This window comes from Streptomyces sp. NPDC047002, assembly GCF_040704505.1.
GTDB lineage: Bacteria > Actinomycetota > Actinomycetes > Streptomycetales > Streptomycetaceae > Streptomyces.
In genome coordinates, this window is the sequence record NZ_JBEYWC010000001.1 from 237,021 (window position 1) to 254,985 (window position 17,965).

Sequence of the window (17,965 nt, forward strand, 5' to 3'; positions counted from 1 at the left end):
GCCCAGCCGCGCAGCGCCCACGCATGATCCGCCGGGATCGGCCGCCCCGCCGGCTCACCGCGTCACGCGCGGCCCCGGCGCGCCGCCGCCTGCCGCCTGGCCTCGGCCACCAGCGCGGCGGGCGGCTCGGGCGCCTCGTCGGGGTAGCGCTCGGCCCAGCGGGCGGCGTACGGGCACAGCGGCACGACGGGCACGCCCTCTGCGGCGGCCATCCGGTAGAAGTGCCGTACGAGCGCGCCCGCGATGCCCCTGCCCTCGTGCGCCTCGTCGACGACGGTGTGCACGGCGACCAGCGCCGGCGGGTCCGCGTCGAGGACGAAGTAGGAGACGGCGCCTGCCTCGGTGCCGTCCTCGCGTGCCGTGAGCCGGCCGCGCGGGCGGTCGTCGCTGATGTCGATGTCTGCCATGCCGTGAGTCCTCTCCGGCCGGCCGCGGAGCCAATCCTCCGTGCATACGCGGCGCGGCGTGCGCGTCAGGAGTGGCGTGCGCGTCAGGAGTGGCGTGCGCGTCAGGAGTCCTGCGCGCCGTCCGGCTCGGCGGGGGCCGCCTGGGCGAGGGCGGCGGCCCGCCTGCGGATGACACAGGCGGCGGCGATCCCGCTCACCACGAAGGCGGCCGGGACCATCCAGGAGCGGTCGAGCCGGTGGCCCGTGACATGGTCGAGGCTGTAGCGGCCCGCCCCGGTCAGGCCGAGGGCCGCGGCGCTCCAGCCGAGGTAGCCGGGGTGTTCGAGGCCGCCCGAGGTGCTGAAGAAGCCGTTGGGGGCGTGCACGGACGCGGCGCCCGCCATCGTCCCCGCGGCCGCCGCGCCCGCCGCGGGCGTCGCGAGCCCGAGCGCGATCAGCACCCCGCCGCCCGCCTCGCCGAGCCCGGCGGCCAGGGCGTTCTGCCGGCCCGGCTTGAAGCCCATGGACTCCATCGCCTGGGCGGTTCCTTCGAGGCCGCCGCCGCCGAACCAGCCGAAGAGTTTCTGCGCGCCGTGCGCGGCGAGCACCGCGCCGGTGCCGAGCCGCAGGGCGAGCAGGCCGAGGTCGCTGTGGTCACGGTGGAGGACACGCTTCTTCATCGGGCGACTCCCAGAAAGTGGAGGACGGTGGGACCTGGCGGTACGGGGCGGCCTCGGCGGCGCGCCCGCGGTTCCCACTCTCCGCCCGGCGGTGCCGCACGGCAGCCGTGCGGTACGCCGATCGGGTGGGCCGCGCGGCCGCGGTCCGCTCGTGTGCCGGGTCCAGTGTGCCCGACCGCGTCCGGGGAACCCGGTGCCGCGTGAGGAAAAAGAAGAAGATGAAACTGCCGCTGATGTACAAGCCCCTCGGGTTCGCACTCGGCTGGGCCGGCGGAGCGGTGGCGGGCGCCCTGTTCCACACCACGTGGAAGGCGATGCGCCACGAGGACGACGCGCCGGACGCGCTCGACCGCGAGCGCGGGTGGGGCGAGGTGCTGATCGCCGCCGCGCTGGAGGGTGCCCTGTTCGCGGTGGCACGCAGTGTGGTGGACCGCGCGGGCGCGAAGGCCGTGGAGCGGGCGACCGGCACCTGGCCCACGAAGGACGAGGGCGGACGGAACTGAGGGCGGCCCGCCGGCACGCGGCAGCCGCCCACGACGACACGGAGGTGGACGCGATGGCTCGCAGGAGCCAGGGGGACACCGTCGAGCAGCTGCTCGACACCTACGGGAGGACCTACGCCGACGAGGCGGGTATCCGGCTGCGGGACACGCCCCAGCCGCTGTACCGCCTCCTGGTGCTCTCACTGCTGCTCAGCGCGCGGATCAGCAGCGGGATCGCGCTGGCCGCCGCGCGTGCCCTGTCGGACGCGGGGATGCGCTCGCCGCGCGCGATGGCGGACGCGACCTGGCAGCAGCGGGTGGACGCGCTCGGCGAGGGCGGCTACCGGCGCTACGACGAGCGGACCGCGACGCAGCTCGGCGAGGGCGCCCGGCTCCTTCTCGACCACTACGGCGGCGATCTGCGCCGCATGCGCAAGGAGGCGGACGGGGACCGGGACGCGCTGCACCGGCTGCTCCAGCAGGTGCCGGGGATCGGCCCGGTCGGCGCCGACATCTTCCTGCGCGAGGTGCAGGACGTCTGGCCGGAGGCCGCGCCCTATCTGGACGCCAAGTCCCGCAAGGGCGCCCGCTCGGTCGGGCTGCCCGACGACCCGCGCAGGCTGGCCGGGCTCGCGGGCGACGACCCCGCGGTCTTCGCCGCCGCGCTCGTCCGCGTCTCGCTCGACCGGCACGCCGAGCTCGCCGGCGCCTGAGAGCCGGCGGCCGTACAGGCACCGCCGCCCGGGTCCGCGGCTTCGCCGACCAGGGCGGCGGTGTGCGCGTCCGCTGTCACGGGCAGGAGCCGCGGGCGGGCGCCGGTGTGCGCCGCACACGGGGTGCGGCGCACACCGGCGCCCTGGGCACGAGGGGGGATCAGCCGCGGCCGTGCTCCCCTGACGAGGAGTCGTTCCCGATCTGCTCGTCCATCTTCTTCTGGGCGGAGTCGACCTGGCTCCCGTACTTGTTGCCGGTCTTCTTGTCGACGGCGTCCCCCGCCTTGTCCACGCCCTTGCGGGCCGTGTCCTCGTGCCCCTTCATCATGCCCTTGAGCTTGTCGAGCATCGACATGGCTTGGCTCCTCACTCGGGACGTACTACTCCCCACCATCCATGCCGGGCGGCGATCCCGCATCCGCAGGAGGCCGCGGCGCCCGCGTCAGGGCGCGTACGAGTAGGCGCGGGCCCTGCTGCACGGGTCGGTGCGGTGCCCGCTCGCCGCGTCCACCGCGTCGTCGGGCAGCCGGGCCGCGCCCTGGAGCGCGGCGCTCACCAGGGTGACGAGGAGGTCGATGTCGGCCCCTGTCTCCAGCCGGACGGTGACCCATCCGGAACCGGGCCGCAGCCGCAGCGCGGTCGAGTTCTTGAGCGCGGGACGCAGCTTGGTGATCATGGCCCCGGTGAGGTGCACGTCGGCCTCGTGCTCGCCGTGGAAGTGCACGATGTCGCGGGCGCCCGCGCGCAGGCACGCGTCTGTGCCGCAGTAGCCCTGTCCGGCGCTGAGACCCGGCCAGGCCATCAGCCGTTCTCCGGCATGTCTGGCACCGTTCATGCGTTCAGCCTGCCCTATCGGGGGCGCCCGGCACAGGGGATCGCGATAACGGAGCGGACTCGGAATCGGGCCCGGGCCCGGCGCCCGCCCGCCGCGCGTGCGGCCCGCCGGGGCAGCGCCGGTTCACCCGTACGTGGCCCCGGCGGCGGCGCCTGCGGGTAGGGTGCGGCCACCATGGAACTCACCGATCACGTGACCGCGCTGCTGCGCGGGCCGAGCACCTGTTACCTGACCACGCTGATGCCCGACGGGTCTCCGCAGATCACCCAGGTCTGGGTCGACACGGACGGCGAGCACGTCCTCGTCAACAGCGTGCGCACCCACCTCAAGACGAGGAACGTCACCCGCGATCCGCGCGTGGCGCTGGCCGTGGCCTCGCCGAAGGACCCGGCGCGGTACCTGCAGATCCGCGGCCGGGTCGTCCGGGTGACGGCCGAGGGCGCGGTGGACCACGTGGAGGCGCTGGCCCACAGGTACCTGGGCGGCCCCTACCCCTGGTACGGCGGCCGGGACCAGGAACGCGTCCTGCTCGTCATCGCGGCGGACAGCGTCACCGCCTCGCCCTGAGCCCCGGCCGCCGGGCGGGGCTCAGCCCGTCACCGCGCGCAGGGACTGCTTGAGCGAGCCCATGGTGGCGAGGACCGCCGTCGGCTCGTAGCCGCAGTGCGCCATGCAGTTGTCGCAGCGCGGGTCCTTGCCGCGGCCGTACTTGTCCCAGTCGGTCTCTTCGAGGAGCTCGCGGTAGGTCTTGGCGTAGCCGTCGCCCATCAGGTAGCAGGGCCGCTGCCAGCCGAAGAGGGAGTACGAGGGGACACCCCAGGGGGTGCACTCGAACTCCGCCTTGCCTTCGAGGAAGTCGAGGAACAGCTCGGAGTGGTTGAGGCGCCAGCGCTTGCGCCTGCCGTCGGCGAACGCCTTGCGGAAGACCTCGCGGGTCTGCTCGACGCCGAGGAAGTGGTCCTGGTCGGGGGCCTTCTCGTAGGCGTAGGCGGGCGAGATCTCCAGCCGGTCGACCTTCAGCTCGTCGTTGAGGAAGTCCAGCACCTCGATGACGCTCTCGGGGGTGTCCGTGTTGAAGAACGTGGAGTTGGTGTAGACGGCGAAGCCCGCGGCCTTGGCCTGCTTGATCGCGGCGACGGCCTTGTCGAAGACGCCTTCCTTGCTCACCGACTCGTCGTGCCGCTCGCGCATCCCGTCGATGTGGACCATCCACGCGAAGTTGCGGTGCGGGGTGAACTTGTGGATGTGCCGCGGCAGCAGGACCGCGTTGGTGCACAGCACGACGAACTTGCCGCGGTCGAGCAGCTCCCGCGTGATGACGTCGATCTGCGGGTGCATCAGCGGTTCGCCGCCGGCCAGGGAGACCATCGGCGCGCCGCACTCCTCGACGGCCCCGATGGCCTGGGCGACGGGCATGCGCTGCTTCAGGACGCCCGCGGGGTGCTGGATCTTGCCGCAGCCGTTGCAGGCGAGGTTGCACGCGAACAGCGGCTCGATCTCGACGATGAGCGGGAATTTCTCGACCCGTTTCATCTTCTGTTTGACGAGGTGGCTGCCCATCTTGACGGTCAGGTTGAGCGGGAGGGCCATGACCTTTTCTCCGTTCTCACGGAGCCGGGCTCCGTCGCGGACGCGTACCGTGCATGCCCCTGTTCTCACGCATACACGATGCTCTGAACATACAGACTGTATGGGACAGAATAAAGGCATGCCAGCGCAACCGAAATCCGTGCCGAGCCGCCGTGCCGACCATGTCGCCGACACCCGGGGGGCGCTGCTGGGCGCGGCGCGGTCCCTGTTCGCGAGCCGGGGATACGCGGCCACGGGCACGGAGGACATCGTCTCCGCCGCCCGGGTGACCCGCGGCGCCCTCTACCACCACTTCCGGGACAAGGCCGACCTGTTCACCACGGTGATGGAGCAGTGCGCGCGCGAGATGGCGGAGCGGCTGATCGAGCAGGAGACGCGGCGCGCCGAGGCGGAGCACCAGGAGGACACCTGGAGTCTGCTGCGCACCGGCTTCCAGTCCTTCCTCGACGCGTGCGCGGACCCCGACTTCCAGCGGATCGTACTGATCGAGGGGCCCGCGGTGCTCGGCCACAGCGCGTGGGACGCACTGGTGGAGAAGCACGGGTACGTGCTGCTCGAAGAGGTGCTGTCACAGGCGGTCGCCGAGGGCCGGGTCGACCCGATGCCAGTGCGTCCGCTGACCCGGATGCTCGGGGCGCTGATCTCCGAGGCGAGCCTGTACATCGCGCGCTCCGAGGACCAGGAGCGGGCGCGCGCCGACGCGGGCGCGGTGCTCGACCGGATGCTCCTCGGCCTGCGCAGGCAGGACGCGGGCTGAACCGCCCCGGCGGGCGGTGGCCCCGCCCTGAGGTGCGGTGCGGTGGCCCCGCCCGGTGGCGTGTGCCCGTCAGCCGTCGCCCATCGCCGTGTACGCCTCGTCGAGCAGGTCGTTGACGCGGGCGACGGTCCGCTCCTCCTTGGGGAGTTCGACGCACGCCTTCAGCGCGGAGAGCAGCGGCGAGATGGCCGCGCTCGCGAGGACGCGGGCCCGGAACGCGAGGTCGGGCGGCGACGCGGGGCCGGGGGGCGGGGGCGGCGCGGCCTCGGGCTCCGCTTCCCCGCAGGGGGCGAACGGCAGGGCGAGCAGGCGCACGGTCGGCGCGGCCGCCCCCGCGAGCCGGGGGCGCAGCCCGTCGGCGAGGCCCTCGCAGAACTCCTCGATCATGCGGTGCATGCCGGGTCCCGACTTGTCGAGCAGCCGCTCCCCCATGTCCCGCACGAGCAGGCCCATGACATGCGGATGCAGGTGCTGGAGGGTGCGCAGCGCCCGCCACACGGCGGTGAAGGGGCGCTCCTCCCGCGGCCGGCCGGCGGTGAGGTCGCGCAGGATCGGGATCAGCCCGCGGACCTCGGCGAGCACCAGGTCGTCCTTGAACGGGAAGTAGCGGTACACGGTGCGCTCGGTGAGCGCGCAGGCGTCGGCGATCTGCCGCATGGTCGTCGCCTCGAAGCCCTGCTCCCCGAAGAGGCGCAGCGCCGCCGCGAGGATCCTCGCGCGCGTGGTCTCTCGGCCGCCCTGCCGTTCCACATCCGTCACGCGGACAGTTTCGCACGCCGGTCAGCCGGGGCGGCCCGGCAGATGTCAGGTCTGACAGGGGGGCGATGTCAGGTCTGACACGAGTGCTAGCGTAGGCCCGGATGTCAGACATGACATCGGGCGCGTCCGCCTGTATGCCTGTACGCCACCGCACCCGTCAACACTTCCGGAGAGCCAGCATGGCGAGTCTTCTCTACCGTCTCGGACGTTTCTCCTTCCGCCGCCGACGGCTTCTGCTCTCGATCTGGCTGGCCGCGCTCGCGGCGATCGTCACCGGGTTCGGGGTGGCGGGCAGCGCGCTCGACGAGCAGTTCTCCATCCCCGGCTCGCAGTCCCAGCAGGCGCTCGACCGGCTCAAGGAGGTGGAGCCCGCGGCGGGCGGCGTGAGCGGCCAGATCGTCTTCACCGCTCCCCCGGGCCACCGGCTCACCGAGCGGGCGTACGCGGCGGGCATGCAGGCCACGCTGCGGGAGGCCGCCCACGCGCCGCAGGTCGGGGCGGTGATCCCGCCGCAGAAGACCGGCACGGTCACCCCCGACGGGCGGACGGCACTCGCGCAGGTGCAGTACGCGGTCTCCGCGCCCGCTGTGAAGACCAGCAGCCTCGACGCGCTCAAGGACACCGCGGGGCCCGCGGAGAAGGCGGGGCTCACGACGCGTGTGGGCGGCGCGGTCTTCGGCACCCGGGGCGTGCAGATCGGCTCCACCGAGGTGATCGGCGTCGTCGTGGCGCTCGTGGTGCTGGTGATCACCTTCGGCTCGCTGCTCGCGGCGGGGATGCCGCTGGTCACCGCCGTCGGCGGGCTTGCCGTTGCGCTCTCCGGCCTGATGCTGCTGACCCATGTCTTCTCGATCTCGTCCACGGCCATCACCCTGGCGGTGATGCTGGGCCTCGCGGTCGGCATCGACTACACGCTGTTCATCCTCTCCCGGCACCGCTCGCAGCTGGCCAGGGGCATGGAGCCGGAGGAGTCGGCGGGGCGGGCGCTCGGCACGGCGGGCAGCGCGGTCGTGTTCGCCGGGCTCACCGTCGTCGTGGCGCTGGCCGGGCTCTCCGTGGTCGGCATCCCGTTCCTGACCGTGATGGGGCTCAGCGGAGCGGTGACCGTGGTGGTGGCGGTGCTCGCCGCGACCACGCTGCTGCCCGCGATGCTCGGCTTCGCGGGACGGCGGCTCGTGCCGAAGCCCACCTCGCGCGCCGCGCGCCGCGAGCGCAGCGACCGGCCCGCCATGGGCGCCCGGTGGATCACGGCCACCACGCGCAGGCCGCTGGTGACGGTCCTCGCCGGCGTCGCCGCCCTCGTCGTACTGGCCATCCCGGCACGGGAGTTGCAGCTCGCGCTGCCCGACAACGGCTCCGCGCCCCAGGGTTCGACCCAGCGCGAGGCGTACGACACGGTGTCGGACGCCTTCGGCCCCGGGTTCAACGGGCCGCTGCTGATCCTCGCCGACACCGCGCACGCCGACGGCGGCGCCCGGGGCGCGCGCTCCGAACTCACCCAGGTGGCCTCGGATCTGAAGAAGCTGCCGGGCGTGGCCGCTGTCACCCCGCCGCAGCCCACCTCGTCCCGCACCGACCAGGTGCTCCAGCTGGTGCCGGCCACGGCGCCCGACGCCGAGGGCACCCAGGACCTGGTGCACACGGTGCGCGACTACGCGGACGGCGTGCGGGACCGCTCGGGCGTCTCGCTCGCGGTGACCGGCACGACCGCGGTCAACGCCGACGTGTCGAGCAAGCTCAGCGCCTCGCTCGTGCCGTTCGCCGCGGTCGTCGTGGGGCTCTGCCTGATCATCCTGCTGATCGTGTTCCGCTCGCTGGTGGTGCCGCTGAAGGCCACCATCGGATTCCTGCTCTCGGTGGCCGCCGCCTTCGGCGCGGTGGTCGCGGTCTTCCAGTGGGGCTGGCTCGCCGACGCGCTCGGCGTGACGAGGACGGGCCCCGTGGTCAGCTTCCTGCCGGTGATCCTGATGGCCGTGCTGTTCGGACTCGCCATGGACTACGAGGTGTTCGTGGTCGCGGGCATCCACGAGGAGTACGCGCACCGCGGGGACGCGAAGGAGGCGATCAGGCGCGGGGCGCCCGGCGCCTTCCGCGTGGTGACGGCAGCCGCGCTGATCATGATCGCGGTGTTCGCCGGATTCGTGACGCTCGACGACGCGATCGTGAAGCCGATCGCGTTCGCCCTGGCCTTCGGTGTGCTGGTGGACGCCTTCGTGGTGCGCATGACCCTGGTGCCGGCCGTGCTCGCGCTGGTCGGGCGGGCCGCCTGGTGGCTGCCGGGGTGGCTGGCCCGGATCCTGCCCACGGTGGACATCGAGGGCCGGGGCCTGCCGCCCCTGGCGGCGGACGGCGCGGCGGACGACGACCGGGCGCGCGAGGTCTCGCGCGGGCGGTGACGGGCGGCCGGGGGCGCGGCGGACGGGGCCGCGCCCCCGGCTCGGTCAGCCGAGCCGCAGGACGCGCACGCCGTACGGCGGCAGGGTGACCTCGTCGACCGGCGCGCCGCCGCCCAGCTCCCGCAGGGCGGCCCCGGCGCGGGGGCGCACCGTCTCGTCGGCGCCGCTCTGGCTCACCAGCCACACGAAGCGCCGCCCGTCCTCGTGCCGCACGGTGTCGGCCCCGACGAACGGCGAGTCGACGGTGACCGGCCGTGCGGCGCCCGCGACCTCGGCGAGGGCCGCGTACAGGCGGTGGGTCGCGTCCGGGTTGACCCGCGCGGTGCGGGCCGCCATGTGCTCGACCGGGTAGGTCGCGAGGACCGTACGGCCCCGGCCCACGGCGTGTTCGAGCAGGGCGGGCCTGCCGTGCGCGTCGGTGGCGAGGACCCGCGCGCCGCGCGGCTGCACCGGGAGGTACGCGCGGCTGTCCTCGTTGCCCGCGACCGGGAAGCGCAGGGTCTCCCCCGCCGCGATGCCGCCGAAGTCCGCGGTGAAGGTGAGCGCGAGCTCCCGGTCGTCGACGGGCTCCGCGACCCCGTAGGTGAGCTGGTGCTCCACCCCGAACAGGCCGTCGAGGCCGTCGAACCAGGGGCCGCGGGTGCCGGGGTGCTCGCCCGAGCAGAACGACAGGTAGACGGTGGCGCCCGTGCGCGCCCTGCGCTCCAGCTCCCTGCGGGTCCTGGTGGTGAACTGCCGGGTGGCGGGCAGCAGATAGAGCGCCGCCTCGCCCGGCAGGCCGTCCGCCTCGCGGGTGAGCGCGACCGGCAGGTCGGCGGCGCGCGCCGCCACGTACGCCTGGTGCAGCGAGGAGAAGATCAGCGGCCGGTCGGCTGGGCGGCTGTAGGGGTAGCCGCGTTCGAGGAAGGCGGGGACCACCAGGGCGGCGTCCGCGTCCGTCCGGTGGCAGCGCACGTAGTCGGTCGCCTCCAGCACCTCGGCGAAATCGGCGAGTTCGCGCAGCGGCGGCTTGGGGCGCCCGTCGGCGTCGGTGATGCCGAAGTGCATCTCGAAGGGGTGGTGGTCGTACGGGGAGCGGTCCCACAGGGCGTCGTAGTCGGTGTTGTTCCAGGCGATCCAGCCGGTGGCGCCGCCGAGCAGCGAGTTGTGCAACGTCTGCCGGTAGTAGACGGCCGCGGCGTCGGCCGAGACGGTGTCGGTGGACACCCCGAACTCCTCCAGGACCACGGGCTGTCCGGTGACGGAGGCGAGTTCGCACTCGAAGGCGGCCCGGTAGTGCTGGCGCACCCGGTCGGTGTCGGAGCGGTAGACGTGCGGGCCGACGAAGTCGACGTACTCCGCGGTGTCGCGCAGCGAGAAGCCGTTGTCCCTGCCGGTGACCTCGATGCCCCAGGCGCCGTCGCCCAGCGAGACGGGCTGGGTCCCGCCGGCCGCGCGCACCGCGTGGCACATGGCCTGCGCCCAGGCGGTGACGACGTCGCTCGACGGCGGGTCGACCTGGTAGACGCGTCCGTACCCGGGCATCTCGTTGGTGATAAGCCAGCCGGTCACAGCCGGGTGGTCCTTGAACCTGCGGGTCATCTGGTGGACGAACCACGCCTGGCGGCCCACCATCCACACGTCCTCGTAGAGGTCGCGGCCGCCCCGCCAGGCCGGGTCCCAGTTCTCGCCCGACATGTGGCCGACGATGAAGGTGGGTACGGTGGCCATGCCGCGTTCGGTGTGCGCGTCCAGGAAGTCCCGGAAGCGGTCGCACAACTCCTCGTCGATCCGGTGGGGTTCGGGGTGGAAGTCGGGCCAGTAGAAGAACGACCTGGTCATGGTGAGGCCGTGGTCGCCGAGTACGGCGAGCTCCTGGCGCACCACCTCGGGGTCGTAGTCCCGCCACATCAGCGGCCCGCCGGTGCGGGACCAGAAGTTGGCGCCGAGCCAGGGCAGCACGGCGGCGTCGTGGGTGAGGTGGGCGGTGTGGCGTCGCATACGGGTTCTTTCCTCGGTGCGTGCGGTGTGCCCCGGCCCGGGCGCGGCGCGGGCGGTGTGCCGGTGCGGCCCCGGGGGCCGGTGGTGCTCGGTGCGGTCAGGGTCCAGGCGCCCGGCAGGTGGACTCGCGTACCACCAGCCGGGGCGGCCCGGTCGGCGGGGCCGGTTCTGCGTCCTCCCCGCACCGCGCGAGCAGTGCCCGCGCCGCGGCGGCGCCGACCTGCTGCACCCGCTGGTCGACGGTGGTGAGGCGGGGGTGCATCCAGCGGCCGAGCGGCAGGTTGTCGTAGCCGACGACGGAGAGGTCCTCGGGGACGCGCAGCCCGGCGCGCAGCATCGCGCCGATGCCGCACACGGCCATCGAGTCGTTGGCGTAGACGACGGCGGTGGGCCGCGCGGCGGCGGCGAGCAGACGCTCCGTCGCGGCGAGCGCCGCCGCTTCGGAGAAGTCCGTTTCCAGCACGTCGGCGGGCTCGGTGCGCGCGGTGGCGAGGGCGTCGCGGAAGGCGGCGAGCCGCAGCCGGGTGTGGAGGAGTTCGGCCGGCCCTGTGACGTACGCGATGCGGCGGTGGCCGAGCAGCAGCAGGTGCTCGACGGCCTCCCTGACGCCCGCGCCCTGCCGCGGCAGTCCGACGCTCGGCACGGGCGGTCCGCTGTCGGGCGCGCCGAGCAGCACGGCGGGCAGGCCGAGCCTCCGCAGCAGCGCGGGCCTGGGGTCGTCGGCGCGTGCGTCGGTGAGGACGGCGCCGTCCACCCGGCCCTCGGCCGCGAGCCGCTCGTACAGGGCGCGTTCCTGCTCGGGGCCCGCGACCAGGTGCAGCAGCAGGCCGTAGCCGCGCGGCGCGAGTTCGCCTTCGAGGCCGGTGATGAGCTCGCCGAAGTGCGGGTCGGCGCCGAGCACGTCGGTGGGCCTGCGCACGACGAGCGCGAAGGTGCGGGTGCGGGCGCTGCGCAGCGCGGTCGCGGACGCGTGGGGCGACCAGCCGAGCGAGGCCGCGGCGGCGAGCACCCGGTCGCGGGTGGCCTCGGAGAGCCGTCCGGTGCCGTTGACGGCCTGGGAGACGGCCGCCGTGGACACCCCGGCGGCCGCGGCGACCGCCTTGATGGTGGGCCGGGTGCCGCCCCCGGGGGCCCGGCCGCCGCTTGCACCCCCCGGTGCCTGACTGCCGCTCACATCTTCACCGCCCCGCTGACCAGTGCCTGCTGCATGCGCCTCTGGAGAACCGTATAGACGATCCAGACCGGGATCAGCGTGAGGACCGTGCCGGCGGTCAGGACGCCGTAGTCGGTGCCGGTCAGCGCGCGCAGCGTGGGCAGCGCCACCTGCACGGTGCGCTGGTGCGGATCGGGGCCGATGATGACGAGCGAGTAGAGGTACTCGTTCCAGAAGGACAGGAAGTTCAGCAGCACCACGGTCGCGATGCCCGGCAGGCACAGCGGTGTGTAGACGTGGCGCAGCAGCGCGAAGGTGGTGGCGCCGTCGAGGCGGGCCGCCTCCTCCATCTCCCTGGGGATCGTCCGCATGAACTGCACGAGGATCACCACCGCGAGCGGCAGGGCCGTCGCGGGCAGGAACAGCATCATGAACAGCCGGGTGTGGAAGAGGCCGGTGGCCGCGGCGAGCAGGAACGTCGGGAACAGCGCGGCGAACGTCGGCACCAGGAAGCCGAGCGAGAAGATCCGTTCTGCCGCGGCGCCGAAGGGGCCGTCCGAGCGGGCGACGGCGAAGGCGGCGGGCACCGCGAGCACCACCGTGACCAGCAGCGCGACGGCCGTCACCAGGACCGAGGAGAGGATCGCGGCGCCGAGGCCCGCGCTGGTGAAGGCCCGGCCGAAGTTGTGCGGCGACAGGGAGGTGGGCAGCGAGAACGGCGCGGCGAAGATCTGGTCGTTCGTCTTGAACGCCGACACCAGCAGGTAGTAGAGCGGTACGAGCAGCAGCAGCGCGTACAGCCAGGCGAGGACGTGCGCGGGCAGCCAGGACTTGCGGAGCTTCACGGGTGCCTCCTTGACGTCAGTGGGCCGGGCGGAAGACGCGGCGGATGGTGAGCAGCCCGGCGAGTCCGACGAGGAAGAGGACGACGCCGACGGTCTGGCTGTAGCCGAGGTCGGCCGCGATGAACGCCTTCTGGTAGACGAGGAAGGAGAGCGTCGTGGAGGAGGAGCCCGGCCCGCCCTGGGTGAGCAGCAGCACGTTCTGCGCGGAGTCGAAGAGGGTCCACAGGAACTGGAGCATCGTCACCACCCCGGCGTAGTCGCGTATGACGGGGAAGTGGATGCGCCACATGGTGCGCCAGTGGCCGGCGCCGTCGAGCTGGGCCGCCTCGCCGATCTCCCCGGGCACGCTGCCGAGCCTGGCCGCGAACAGCACGGCGGTGAAGCCGATGCCGCTCCACACGTCGAGCAGGATCACGCAGGCGAGCGCCGTGGAGGGGGAGGCGAGCCAGGCGTCCTCCAGGGACCCGAGACCGGCCGCGCCGAGCGCGCCGTTGAGCAGGCCGTCGGGCGAGAGGACGGCGTAGAAGACCATCGCCTTGGCGGAGGTGGAGATCAGCCCGGGGATGAACAGCAGGTAGCGCAGGACCCGGTGGCCCGGCGGGCGCTGGACGACGTAGTAGCCCAGCATGTACGCGCACACGAGCATCACGGGCAGGGCGACGGCGAGTTGCACCGCGGTGTTGCGCACCGCGTCCCAGAAGACCGGATCGCCCAGGACCGTGCGGACGTTGGAGAGGCCGGCGAAGGACACCGGCTGGAGCATCCCGGGCCAGCGCAGGGCCGCGATGACGAACATCGCGGCCATCGGGCCGAGCATGAAGACGGCGTACCAGACGAGGGCGGGCACGGCGAGCACCGCGCCGCCCTGGCGGCGCACGCCGCGCGGCCCCGGGGGCGAGGGGCGGCGCGCGGGACGGGCGGCGGCCGGGGCCGAGGACGGCATCGTCATGAGTGGGCTCCCCTGGGGGCGTGTCGGGGCCTGCGGATACGGCGGGTCGGCGCGCGAGGGCCGGTCAGCCCTGGCGGTACGCGGACTCCAGCGCGGCCCTGACCCGGGCTGCGCTGGTGCCCGGGGTGAAGGCGGTGCTGGTCGCGGTGATCAGCGGCTGGTTGGCGGTGGGCGGGACATGGACGTCGGGCAGCACGACGTCGCTGACCCGGTCGCCGAGCCGCGCCGCGGCGGCGACCAGCGGGAAGCGGGTGGCGAGCGCTTCGGACCGCACCGCCATGTCGCGCCCGGCCTCGGTGATGAACCGGGCGACGGTGTCGGGCCGGTACATGAAGCGCAGGAACTTCTCCACCGCGTCGATCTTCTTCGTGCCGTTGGGGCTGATCCAGAAGGCGATCAGGGTGTAGGTGCGCAGGGCGGTGGGGCGGCCGTGGACGGCGCCGGGCGCGAGGGGGAAGCCGCCGACCGCGGTGTGCTTCGCGATGTCCGCGGGGACCTGGGCGAGCGCGGAGGACATGGCCGACTCCACGGCCGCGCGGCCGGTGTTGTACTGCGTGAACATCGAGTCGGATGTGAGGCCCTGGGCCTTGTCCGCGAACACCCCGGCGTCGCGCAGGTGGACGAAGTACTCGATGCCCTCGCGTGCGCCCCGGCTGCCGAAGTCGCCCGTGCTGTAGGCGTGTACGGCCTCGTCGGCCCGCAGGAAGGTCTGGATGGTCTGCGCCAGCAGCTTCTGGCCGGTCCAGTCCTCGCCGCCCACGGTCACGAGCATGCTGCCCTTGGCCCGCAACGCCCGCGCGGCGCTGATGAGTTCACTCTCCGTGGTGGGGATCGCGCGGACGCCCGCGCGCTCCAGGAGGCGGGTGTTGTACGCGACGGGCCAGTTGGTGGCGAAGTAGGGGAAGGCGCGCAGGCGCCCCTTCGGGTCGGTCCACTCGCGCAGGGCCTCGGGCAGGATCCGCCCGCGCAGGCCCCAGTCGTCGAGGTAGGGCGTGACGTCGACGGTCGCGCCGACGTCCGTCCAGGCCAGCGTCTTGTCGTAGAGGTTGACCATGACGACGTCGGCTTCCTTGCGGGCCAGCCGCGAGGTCTCGTAGACCTGCGCGAGGTCGTCGCCGTTGACGAGGTTCCGTACGGTGAGCCCGGGGTGCTCCCGGTGGAAGTCGGCGACGGCGGACAGATAGGTCGCGGAGCCCGCGGCCGTCGTCCCGAGCTGGGTGTGCACGACCAGCGTGTCGGGTCCTGCGCCGTCGCCGGCGAGCGCGGCGCCGCAGCCGGCGAGCGGCACCGCGGCGGCGAGGCCCGAGCCCGCCGTGAGGAGGCGCCGCCGGGTCATCGGTGGGCGCGCAGGCGTCGGTCGGGGCACGGCGGAACGCCTCCAGCCTGGGAAGAGAGGGAGAAAGAGAAGGGGGTACGAGCGGACGGAGCAGTGGGGCGACCCGGCTGGTTAATCGATATATCAGCGAGGTGGCTGCACTGTACGGCCGCGCTTCACGGCCGGTCAACCCCCTGCGCGGGGCCGCCCCCGCCGCTCTGCCCTCCCTGGCCCGCCCCCTGCGGCGCGAACGGGGGCCGGAGCGGTTCCGGCCCCCGTTCGGGGTGGTGGTGCGGCGGAGCCGGGGCCCCGGGCTCAGATGGTGGCGGTGTCGATCACGAACCGGTAGCGCACGTCGCTGGCGACGACGCGCTGGTACGCCTCGTTGATCTGGTCGGCGCGGATCAGCTCGATCTCGGCGCCGATGCCGTGCTCGGCGCAGAAGTCCAGCATCTCCTGGGTCTCACGGATGCCGCCGATGGAGGAGCCCGCGAGCGTCTTGCGGCCCGCGATCAGGGAGAACATGTTGACGGAGTTCGGCTCCTCGGGGGCGCCGACGTTGACGAACGCGCCGTCGACCTTGAGCAGCCGCAGGTACGCGTCGATCGGGAGCGGCGCCGAGACCGTCGAGACGACCAGGTCGAAGCGGCCGCGCAGCTCGGTGAAGACCGACTCGTCGCCGGTCGCGTAGTAGTGGTCGGCGCCGAGCCGCAGCCCGTCGTCCTTCTTGCGCAGCGTCTGGCTGAGGACCGTCACCTCGGCGCCCATGGCGTGGGCGAGCTTGACGGCCATGTGGCCGAGGCCGCCGAGGCCGATCACGGCGACCTTCTTGCCGGGCCCCGCGTTCCAGTGCCGCAGCGGGGAGTACGTGGTGATGCCCGCGCACAGCAGCGGCGCCGCCACGTCGAGGGAGAGCGCGCCGGGGATGCGGACGGCGTAGCCCTCGTCGACGACGAGGTGGGTGGAGTAGCCGCCGTACGTCGGTTCGCCGTTCTTCTCGCGGCCGTTGTAGGTGGCGACGGTGCCCTTCAGGCAGTACTGCTCAAGGCCCTGCTCGCAGTACTCGCACGCACGGCAGGAGTCCACGAAGCACCCGACGCCGACCCGGTCGCCCACCGCGTAGCGCGTCACGGCGGATCCGGTCTCGGTCACCACACCGGCGATCTCGTGGCCGGGGACCATCGGGAAGATGGCCTCGCCCCAGCCCTCGTTGGCCTGGTGGATGTCGGAGTGGCAGATGCCGGCGAACTTGATGTCGATCAGGATGTCGTGTGCGCCGACCTGGCGCCGGGCGATGGTGGTGCGCTCCAGCGGCGCCTTCGGCGCGGGGACGGCGTAGGCGGGCACGACAGAGAGAGTGGTCATTCCTGGTTTTCTCCAGAGAGCAGCGGGAGTGTTGTTGACCTCTCCCACCCTGCAGGCTGACGCGGTGGCCGCCCAGACCACTGTTTTGCGTACGTTCGCCGTGCGTACCACCAGCAGGCTCACGCTCCCGGCACCCTTACGGGAATACGGAGGTCGGCGCGGCGCCGTGTGGCACCTCCGCGCGCCGCGCCGGGTGGCACTCGGGCGCGCTGGGGCACACCGGCGCGCGGACTGACACTGTGTCCGGACGGCGAGAGGCCGGACGGAGGGGCGGCCGTCGGCCATGGCCGGTTTCCAGGCATACGCCTCCGGTGCGGCCGCGCCCATACTGGGACGTATGACCGAGCAGTCCGAACGCCGCGCCGTCGACCCGAAGGCCGAGCTCACCGAGTTCCTGCGCACCCGGCGCGCCCGCCTCAAGCCCGGCGACGTGGGCCTGCCCGACATCGGCAGGCACCGCAGGGTGCCGGGGCTGCGCCGCGAGGAGCTGGCGCAGCTCGCCGGCGTGTCGGTGGCGTACTACACACGGCTCGAACAGGGCAACGCCCAGAACGTCTCGGCCGGCGTCCTGGAGGCGATCGCCCGCGCCCTGCGCCTTTCGCCCGCCGAGACGCAGCACCTGATGCACGTGGCGAAGCCGAAGCGGCACGGCAGGAAGAAGGTCCAGGTGCCGCCGCAGCACCCGCGCCCCGCGCTCGGCGCCCTGCTGGAGTCGATGGAGCTCGTGCCGGCCTACGTGCTGGGCAACAGGACGGACATCCTCGCCTGGAACCGGCTCGCGGCCGCCGTCTTCCACGACTTCACCGCCGTCCCCGACAAGCACCGCAACTACGCGCGGCTCGTCTTCCTCGACCCCGCCATGCGCACCCTGTTCGCGGACTGGGAGGCGAAGGCCGCGGAGACGGCGAGTTCGCTGCGCATGTATGCGGGCTACTGCCCGGACGACCCCGAACTGTCGGCGCTCGTCGGGGAGTTGTCCGTCAAGAGCGAGGACTTCCGGCGGCTGTGGGCGGCGCACGAGGTGCCGGAGAACAGCTACGGCACGAAGCGCCTCGACCACCCGCTGGTGGGCGAGTTGGAGCTCTCGTACGAGTCGGTGAAACTGCCGGACGACCCCGGCCAGACCCTGCTCCTCTACCACGCGGAGCCGGGCTCGCCCTCCGCCGAGTCGCTCCGGCTGCTGGCGAGTTGGGGCGCCGACGCGTCCCGCCCCGGCGTGGTCGCCGGCTGACGCCGCACGGCGGCGCGGGGGGCCGCCCGCCGCGTCAGCCGCCGCGCTGCGCCGGCAGGACGGGCCACCACACGCTGACGGTCTTGCCGTGCGACGCCGGTGTGACCCGCACCCGGCCCGCGAGGCGCTCGACGATGTGCAGGCCGAGGCCGCCCTGCCCGTCGAGTGCCAGGGGCCGGGCGTCGGGCGGTGTGCCGTCCTCGTCCCTGACCCCGACGGTGAGCAGCCCCGGCTGCTTCTCCACCTCCAGGGTCCACGCACCTCCCGCGTGCCTGACGGCGTTGGTGATGAGTTCGCTGACGACGAGGCGCACCGACTGCCCGTCCACTCCGTGGCAGTGGTCCTCCAGATAGACGCCCACGAGATCGCGCGCGTCCGCCAGGGACGCCTCGTCGGACCGCAGTGTCAGCATCTGACCTCCCGGGCTCGGCTCACAGGCCGTGTGCCCACGCCTGCGGGCGGCACTCCAGGCGTCGTGGACGGATCACCGGGACGGCGGCACCGGGCCGCGCGGGACCCGGGCCGGACC

At 73.3% G+C, this 17,965-nt stretch carries 19 protein-coding genes; 6 read left to right on the plus strand and 13 right to left on the minus strand.

All coding sequences use genetic code 11. The annotated features are described in order from the left end of the window. Positions 1–62: 62 nt before the first annotated feature. Together AB0910_RS01085 and AB0910_RS01090 are read right to left on the minus strand one after the other, a co-directional pair. Complete coding sequence (locus AB0910_RS01085; RefSeq protein WP_366742359.1) at positions 63–407, minus strand: GNAT family N-acetyltransferase; 345 nt, start codon at positions 405–407, stop codon at positions 63–65. A 101-nt stretch (positions 408–508) separates the two neighbouring features. Further along, the gene (locus AB0910_RS01090; RefSeq protein ID WP_366742360.1) at positions 509–1,066 is read right to left on the minus strand and encodes a DoxX family protein; all 558 of its coding nucleotides are present in this window, start codon (positions 1,064–1,066) and stop codon (positions 509–511) included. Positions 1,067–1,284: 218 nt separating this feature from the next. On the opposite strand from AB0910_RS01090, the gene AB0910_RS01095 reads away from it, so the two are divergent. Then, the gene (locus AB0910_RS01095) at positions 1,285–1,569 is read left to right on the plus strand and encodes a DUF4235 domain-containing protein (protein ID WP_366742361.1); all 285 of its coding nucleotides are present in this window, start codon (positions 1,285–1,287) and stop codon (positions 1,567–1,569) included. Positions 1,570–1,622: 53 nt separating this feature from the next. Beyond that, a complete protein-coding gene (locus tag AB0910_RS01100) occupies positions 1,623–2,261 on the plus strand; it encodes an endonuclease (RefSeq protein WP_366742362.1) in 639 nt (212 codons plus the stop codon). Positions 2,262–2,421: 160 nt separating this feature from the next. On the opposite strand, the gene AB0910_RS01105 is transcribed toward AB0910_RS01100, so the two are convergent. Both AB0910_RS01105 and AB0910_RS01110 read right to left on the minus strand, forming a co-directional pair. Next, positions 2,422–2,616 carry an antitoxin gene (locus AB0910_RS01105; RefSeq protein WP_366742363.1) on the minus strand — a complete coding sequence of 65 codons (195 nt, stop codon included), beginning with the start codon at positions 2,614–2,616 and terminating at the stop codon, positions 2,422–2,424. Between the two features lie 87 nt (positions 2,617–2,703). Further along, on the minus strand, positions 2,704–3,096 hold the full coding sequence (locus AB0910_RS01110) for a luciferase family protein (protein WP_366742364.1): 393 nt from the start codon (positions 3,094–3,096) through the stop codon (positions 2,704–2,706). 174 nt (positions 3,097–3,270) lie between these two features. On the opposite strand from AB0910_RS01110, the gene AB0910_RS01115 reads away from it, so the two are divergent. Next, the gene (locus AB0910_RS01115; RefSeq protein ID WP_366742365.1) at positions 3,271–3,663 is read left to right on the plus strand and encodes a PPOX class F420-dependent oxidoreductase; all 393 of its coding nucleotides are present in this window, start codon (positions 3,271–3,273) and stop codon (positions 3,661–3,663) included. Positions 3,664–3,684: 21 nt separating this feature from the next. Here the strand turns inward: AB0910_RS01115 and hpnH are convergent, their stop codons facing one another. Continuing rightward, positions 3,685–4,686, minus strand: a complete 1,002-nt coding sequence (gene hpnH, locus AB0910_RS01120; RefSeq protein ID WP_366742366.1) for an adenosyl-hopene transferase HpnH — start codon at positions 4,684–4,686, stop codon at positions 3,685–3,687. Between the two features lie 118 nt (positions 4,687–4,804). On the opposite strand from hpnH, the gene AB0910_RS01125 reads away from it, so the two are divergent. Then, positions 4,805–5,443: a helix-turn-helix domain-containing protein gene (locus AB0910_RS01125; protein WP_366742367.1), complete on the plus strand. Its 639-nt coding sequence runs from the start codon at positions 4,805–4,807 to the stop codon at positions 5,441–5,443. 69 nt (positions 5,444–5,512) lie between these two features. On the opposite strand, the gene AB0910_RS01130 is transcribed toward AB0910_RS01125, so the two are convergent. Continuing rightward, a complete protein-coding gene (locus AB0910_RS01130) occupies positions 5,513–6,202 on the minus strand; it encodes a helix-turn-helix domain-containing protein (RefSeq protein ID WP_366742368.1) in 690 nt (229 codons plus the stop codon). Positions 6,203–6,381: 179 nt separating this feature from the next. Here AB0910_RS01130 and AB0910_RS01135 point away from each other — a divergent pair, with 179 nt between their 5' ends. Next, the gene (locus AB0910_RS01135) at positions 6,382–8,598 is read left to right on the plus strand and encodes an MMPL family transporter (protein ID WP_366742369.1); all 2,217 of its coding nucleotides are present in this window, start codon (positions 6,382–6,384) and stop codon (positions 8,596–8,598) included. Positions 8,599–8,643: 45 nt separating this feature from the next. On the opposite strand, the gene AB0910_RS01140 is transcribed toward AB0910_RS01135, so the two are convergent. The 6 genes from AB0910_RS01140 to AB0910_RS01165 form a co-directional block, all read right to left on the minus strand. Beyond that, positions 8,644–10,578 carry a cellulase family glycosylhydrolase gene (locus tag AB0910_RS01140; RefSeq protein ID WP_366742370.1) on the minus strand — a complete coding sequence of 645 codons (1,935 nt, stop codon included), beginning with the start codon at positions 10,576–10,578 and terminating at the stop codon, positions 8,644–8,646. A 97-nt stretch (positions 10,579–10,675) separates the two neighbouring features. Next, positions 10,676–11,752, minus strand: coding sequence for a LacI family DNA-binding transcriptional regulator (locus AB0910_RS01145; RefSeq protein WP_366742371.1), 1,077 nt, complete (start codon positions 11,750–11,752; stop codon positions 10,676–10,678). Continuing rightward, positions 11,749–12,576 carry a carbohydrate ABC transporter permease gene (locus AB0910_RS01150; protein ID WP_366742372.1) on the minus strand — a complete coding sequence of 276 codons (828 nt, stop codon included), beginning with the start codon at positions 12,574–12,576 and terminating at the stop codon, positions 11,749–11,751. Before AB0910_RS01150 ends, AB0910_RS01145 begins: the two co-directional genes overlap by 4 nt. 16 nt (positions 12,577–12,592) lie before the next feature. Further along, on the minus strand, positions 12,593–13,525 hold the full coding sequence (locus tag AB0910_RS01155; RefSeq protein ID WP_366742373.1) for a sugar ABC transporter permease: 933 nt from the start codon (positions 13,523–13,525) through the stop codon (positions 12,593–12,595). A gap of 64 nt (positions 13,526–13,589) precedes the next feature. Beyond that, entirely contained in the window at positions 13,590–14,861 is a 1,272-nt protein-coding gene (locus AB0910_RS01160; protein WP_366742374.1) for an ABC transporter substrate-binding protein, read from the minus strand. Positions 14,862–15,155: 294 nt separating this feature from the next. Next, positions 15,156–16,205 (minus strand): NAD(P)-dependent alcohol dehydrogenase, encoded by a 1,050-nt coding sequence (locus AB0910_RS01165; protein ID WP_366742375.1) that lies wholly within the window; start codon positions 16,203–16,205, stop codon positions 15,156–15,158. Positions 16,206–16,542: 337 nt separating this feature from the next. Here AB0910_RS01165 and AB0910_RS01170 point away from each other — a divergent pair, with 337 nt between their 5' ends. After that, entirely contained in the window at positions 16,543–17,436 is an 894-nt protein-coding gene (locus tag AB0910_RS01170; protein ID WP_366742376.1) for a helix-turn-helix transcriptional regulator, read from the plus strand. Between the two features lie 34 nt (positions 17,437–17,470). Here AB0910_RS01170 and AB0910_RS01175 read toward each other — a convergent pair whose 3' ends face one another. After that, the gene (locus AB0910_RS01175) at positions 17,471–17,848 is read right to left on the minus strand and encodes an ATP-binding protein (RefSeq protein WP_366742377.1); all 378 of its coding nucleotides are present in this window, start codon (positions 17,846–17,848) and stop codon (positions 17,471–17,473) included. Positions 17,849–17,965: the final 117 nt, after the last annotated feature.

Excerpts from the sequence above, each read along its gene's own strand:
- AB0910_RS01175 (WP_366742377.1), bottom strand. The coding sequence starts at position 17,848 with ATGCTGACACTGCGGTCCGACGAGGCGTCCCTGGCGGACGCGCGCGAT.
- AB0910_RS01105 (WP_366742363.1), bottom strand. The coding sequence starts at position 2,616 with ATGTCGATGCTCGACAAGCTCAAGGGCATGATGAAGGGGCACGAGGAC.
- AB0910_RS01160 (WP_366742374.1), bottom strand. The coding sequence starts at position 14,861 with ATGACCCGGCGGCGCCTCCTCACGGCGGGCTCGGGCCTCGCCGCCGCG.
- AB0910_RS01135 (WP_366742369.1), top strand. The coding sequence starts at position 6,382 with ATGGCGAGTCTTCTCTACCGTCTCGGACGTTTCTCCTTCCGCCGCCGA.
- AB0910_RS01155 (WP_366742373.1), bottom strand. The coding sequence starts at position 13,525 with ATGACGATGCCGTCCTCGGCCCCGGCCGCCGCCCGTCCCGCGCGCCGC.
- AB0910_RS01165 (WP_366742375.1), bottom strand. The coding sequence starts at position 16,205 with ATGACCACTCTCTCTGTCGTGCCCGCCTACGCCGTCCCCGCGCCGAAG.
- AB0910_RS01095 (WP_366742361.1), top strand. The coding sequence starts at position 1,285 with ATGAAACTGCCGCTGATGTACAAGCCCCTCGGGTTCGCACTCGGCTGG.
- AB0910_RS01170 (WP_366742376.1), top strand. The coding sequence starts at position 16,543 with ATGACCGAGCAGTCCGAACGCCGCGCCGTCGACCCGAAGGCCGAGCTC.
- AB0910_RS01100 (WP_366742362.1), top strand. The coding sequence starts at position 1,623 with ATGGCTCGCAGGAGCCAGGGGGACACCGTCGAGCAGCTGCTCGACACC.
- AB0910_RS01140 (WP_366742370.1), bottom strand. The coding sequence starts at position 10,578 with ATGCGACGCCACACCGCCCACCTCACCCACGACGCCGCCGTGCTGCCC.
- AB0910_RS01115 (WP_366742365.1), top strand. The coding sequence starts at position 3,271 with ATGGAACTCACCGATCACGTGACCGCGCTGCTGCGCGGGCCGAGCACC.
- AB0910_RS01085 (WP_366742359.1), bottom strand. The coding sequence starts at position 407 with ATGGCAGACATCGACATCAGCGACGACCGCCCGCGCGGCCGGCTCACG.
- AB0910_RS01110 (WP_366742364.1), bottom strand. The coding sequence starts at position 3,096 with ATGAACGGTGCCAGACATGCCGGAGAACGGCTGATGGCCTGGCCGGGT.
- AB0910_RS01090 (WP_366742360.1), bottom strand. The coding sequence starts at position 1,066 with ATGAAGAAGCGTGTCCTCCACCGTGACCACAGCGACCTCGGCCTGCTC.
- hpnH (WP_366742366.1), bottom strand. The coding sequence starts at position 4,686 with ATGGCCCTCCCGCTCAACCTGACCGTCAAGATGGGCAGCCACCTCGTC.
- AB0910_RS01125 (WP_366742367.1), top strand. The coding sequence starts at position 4,805 with ATGCCAGCGCAACCGAAATCCGTGCCGAGCCGCCGTGCCGACCATGTC.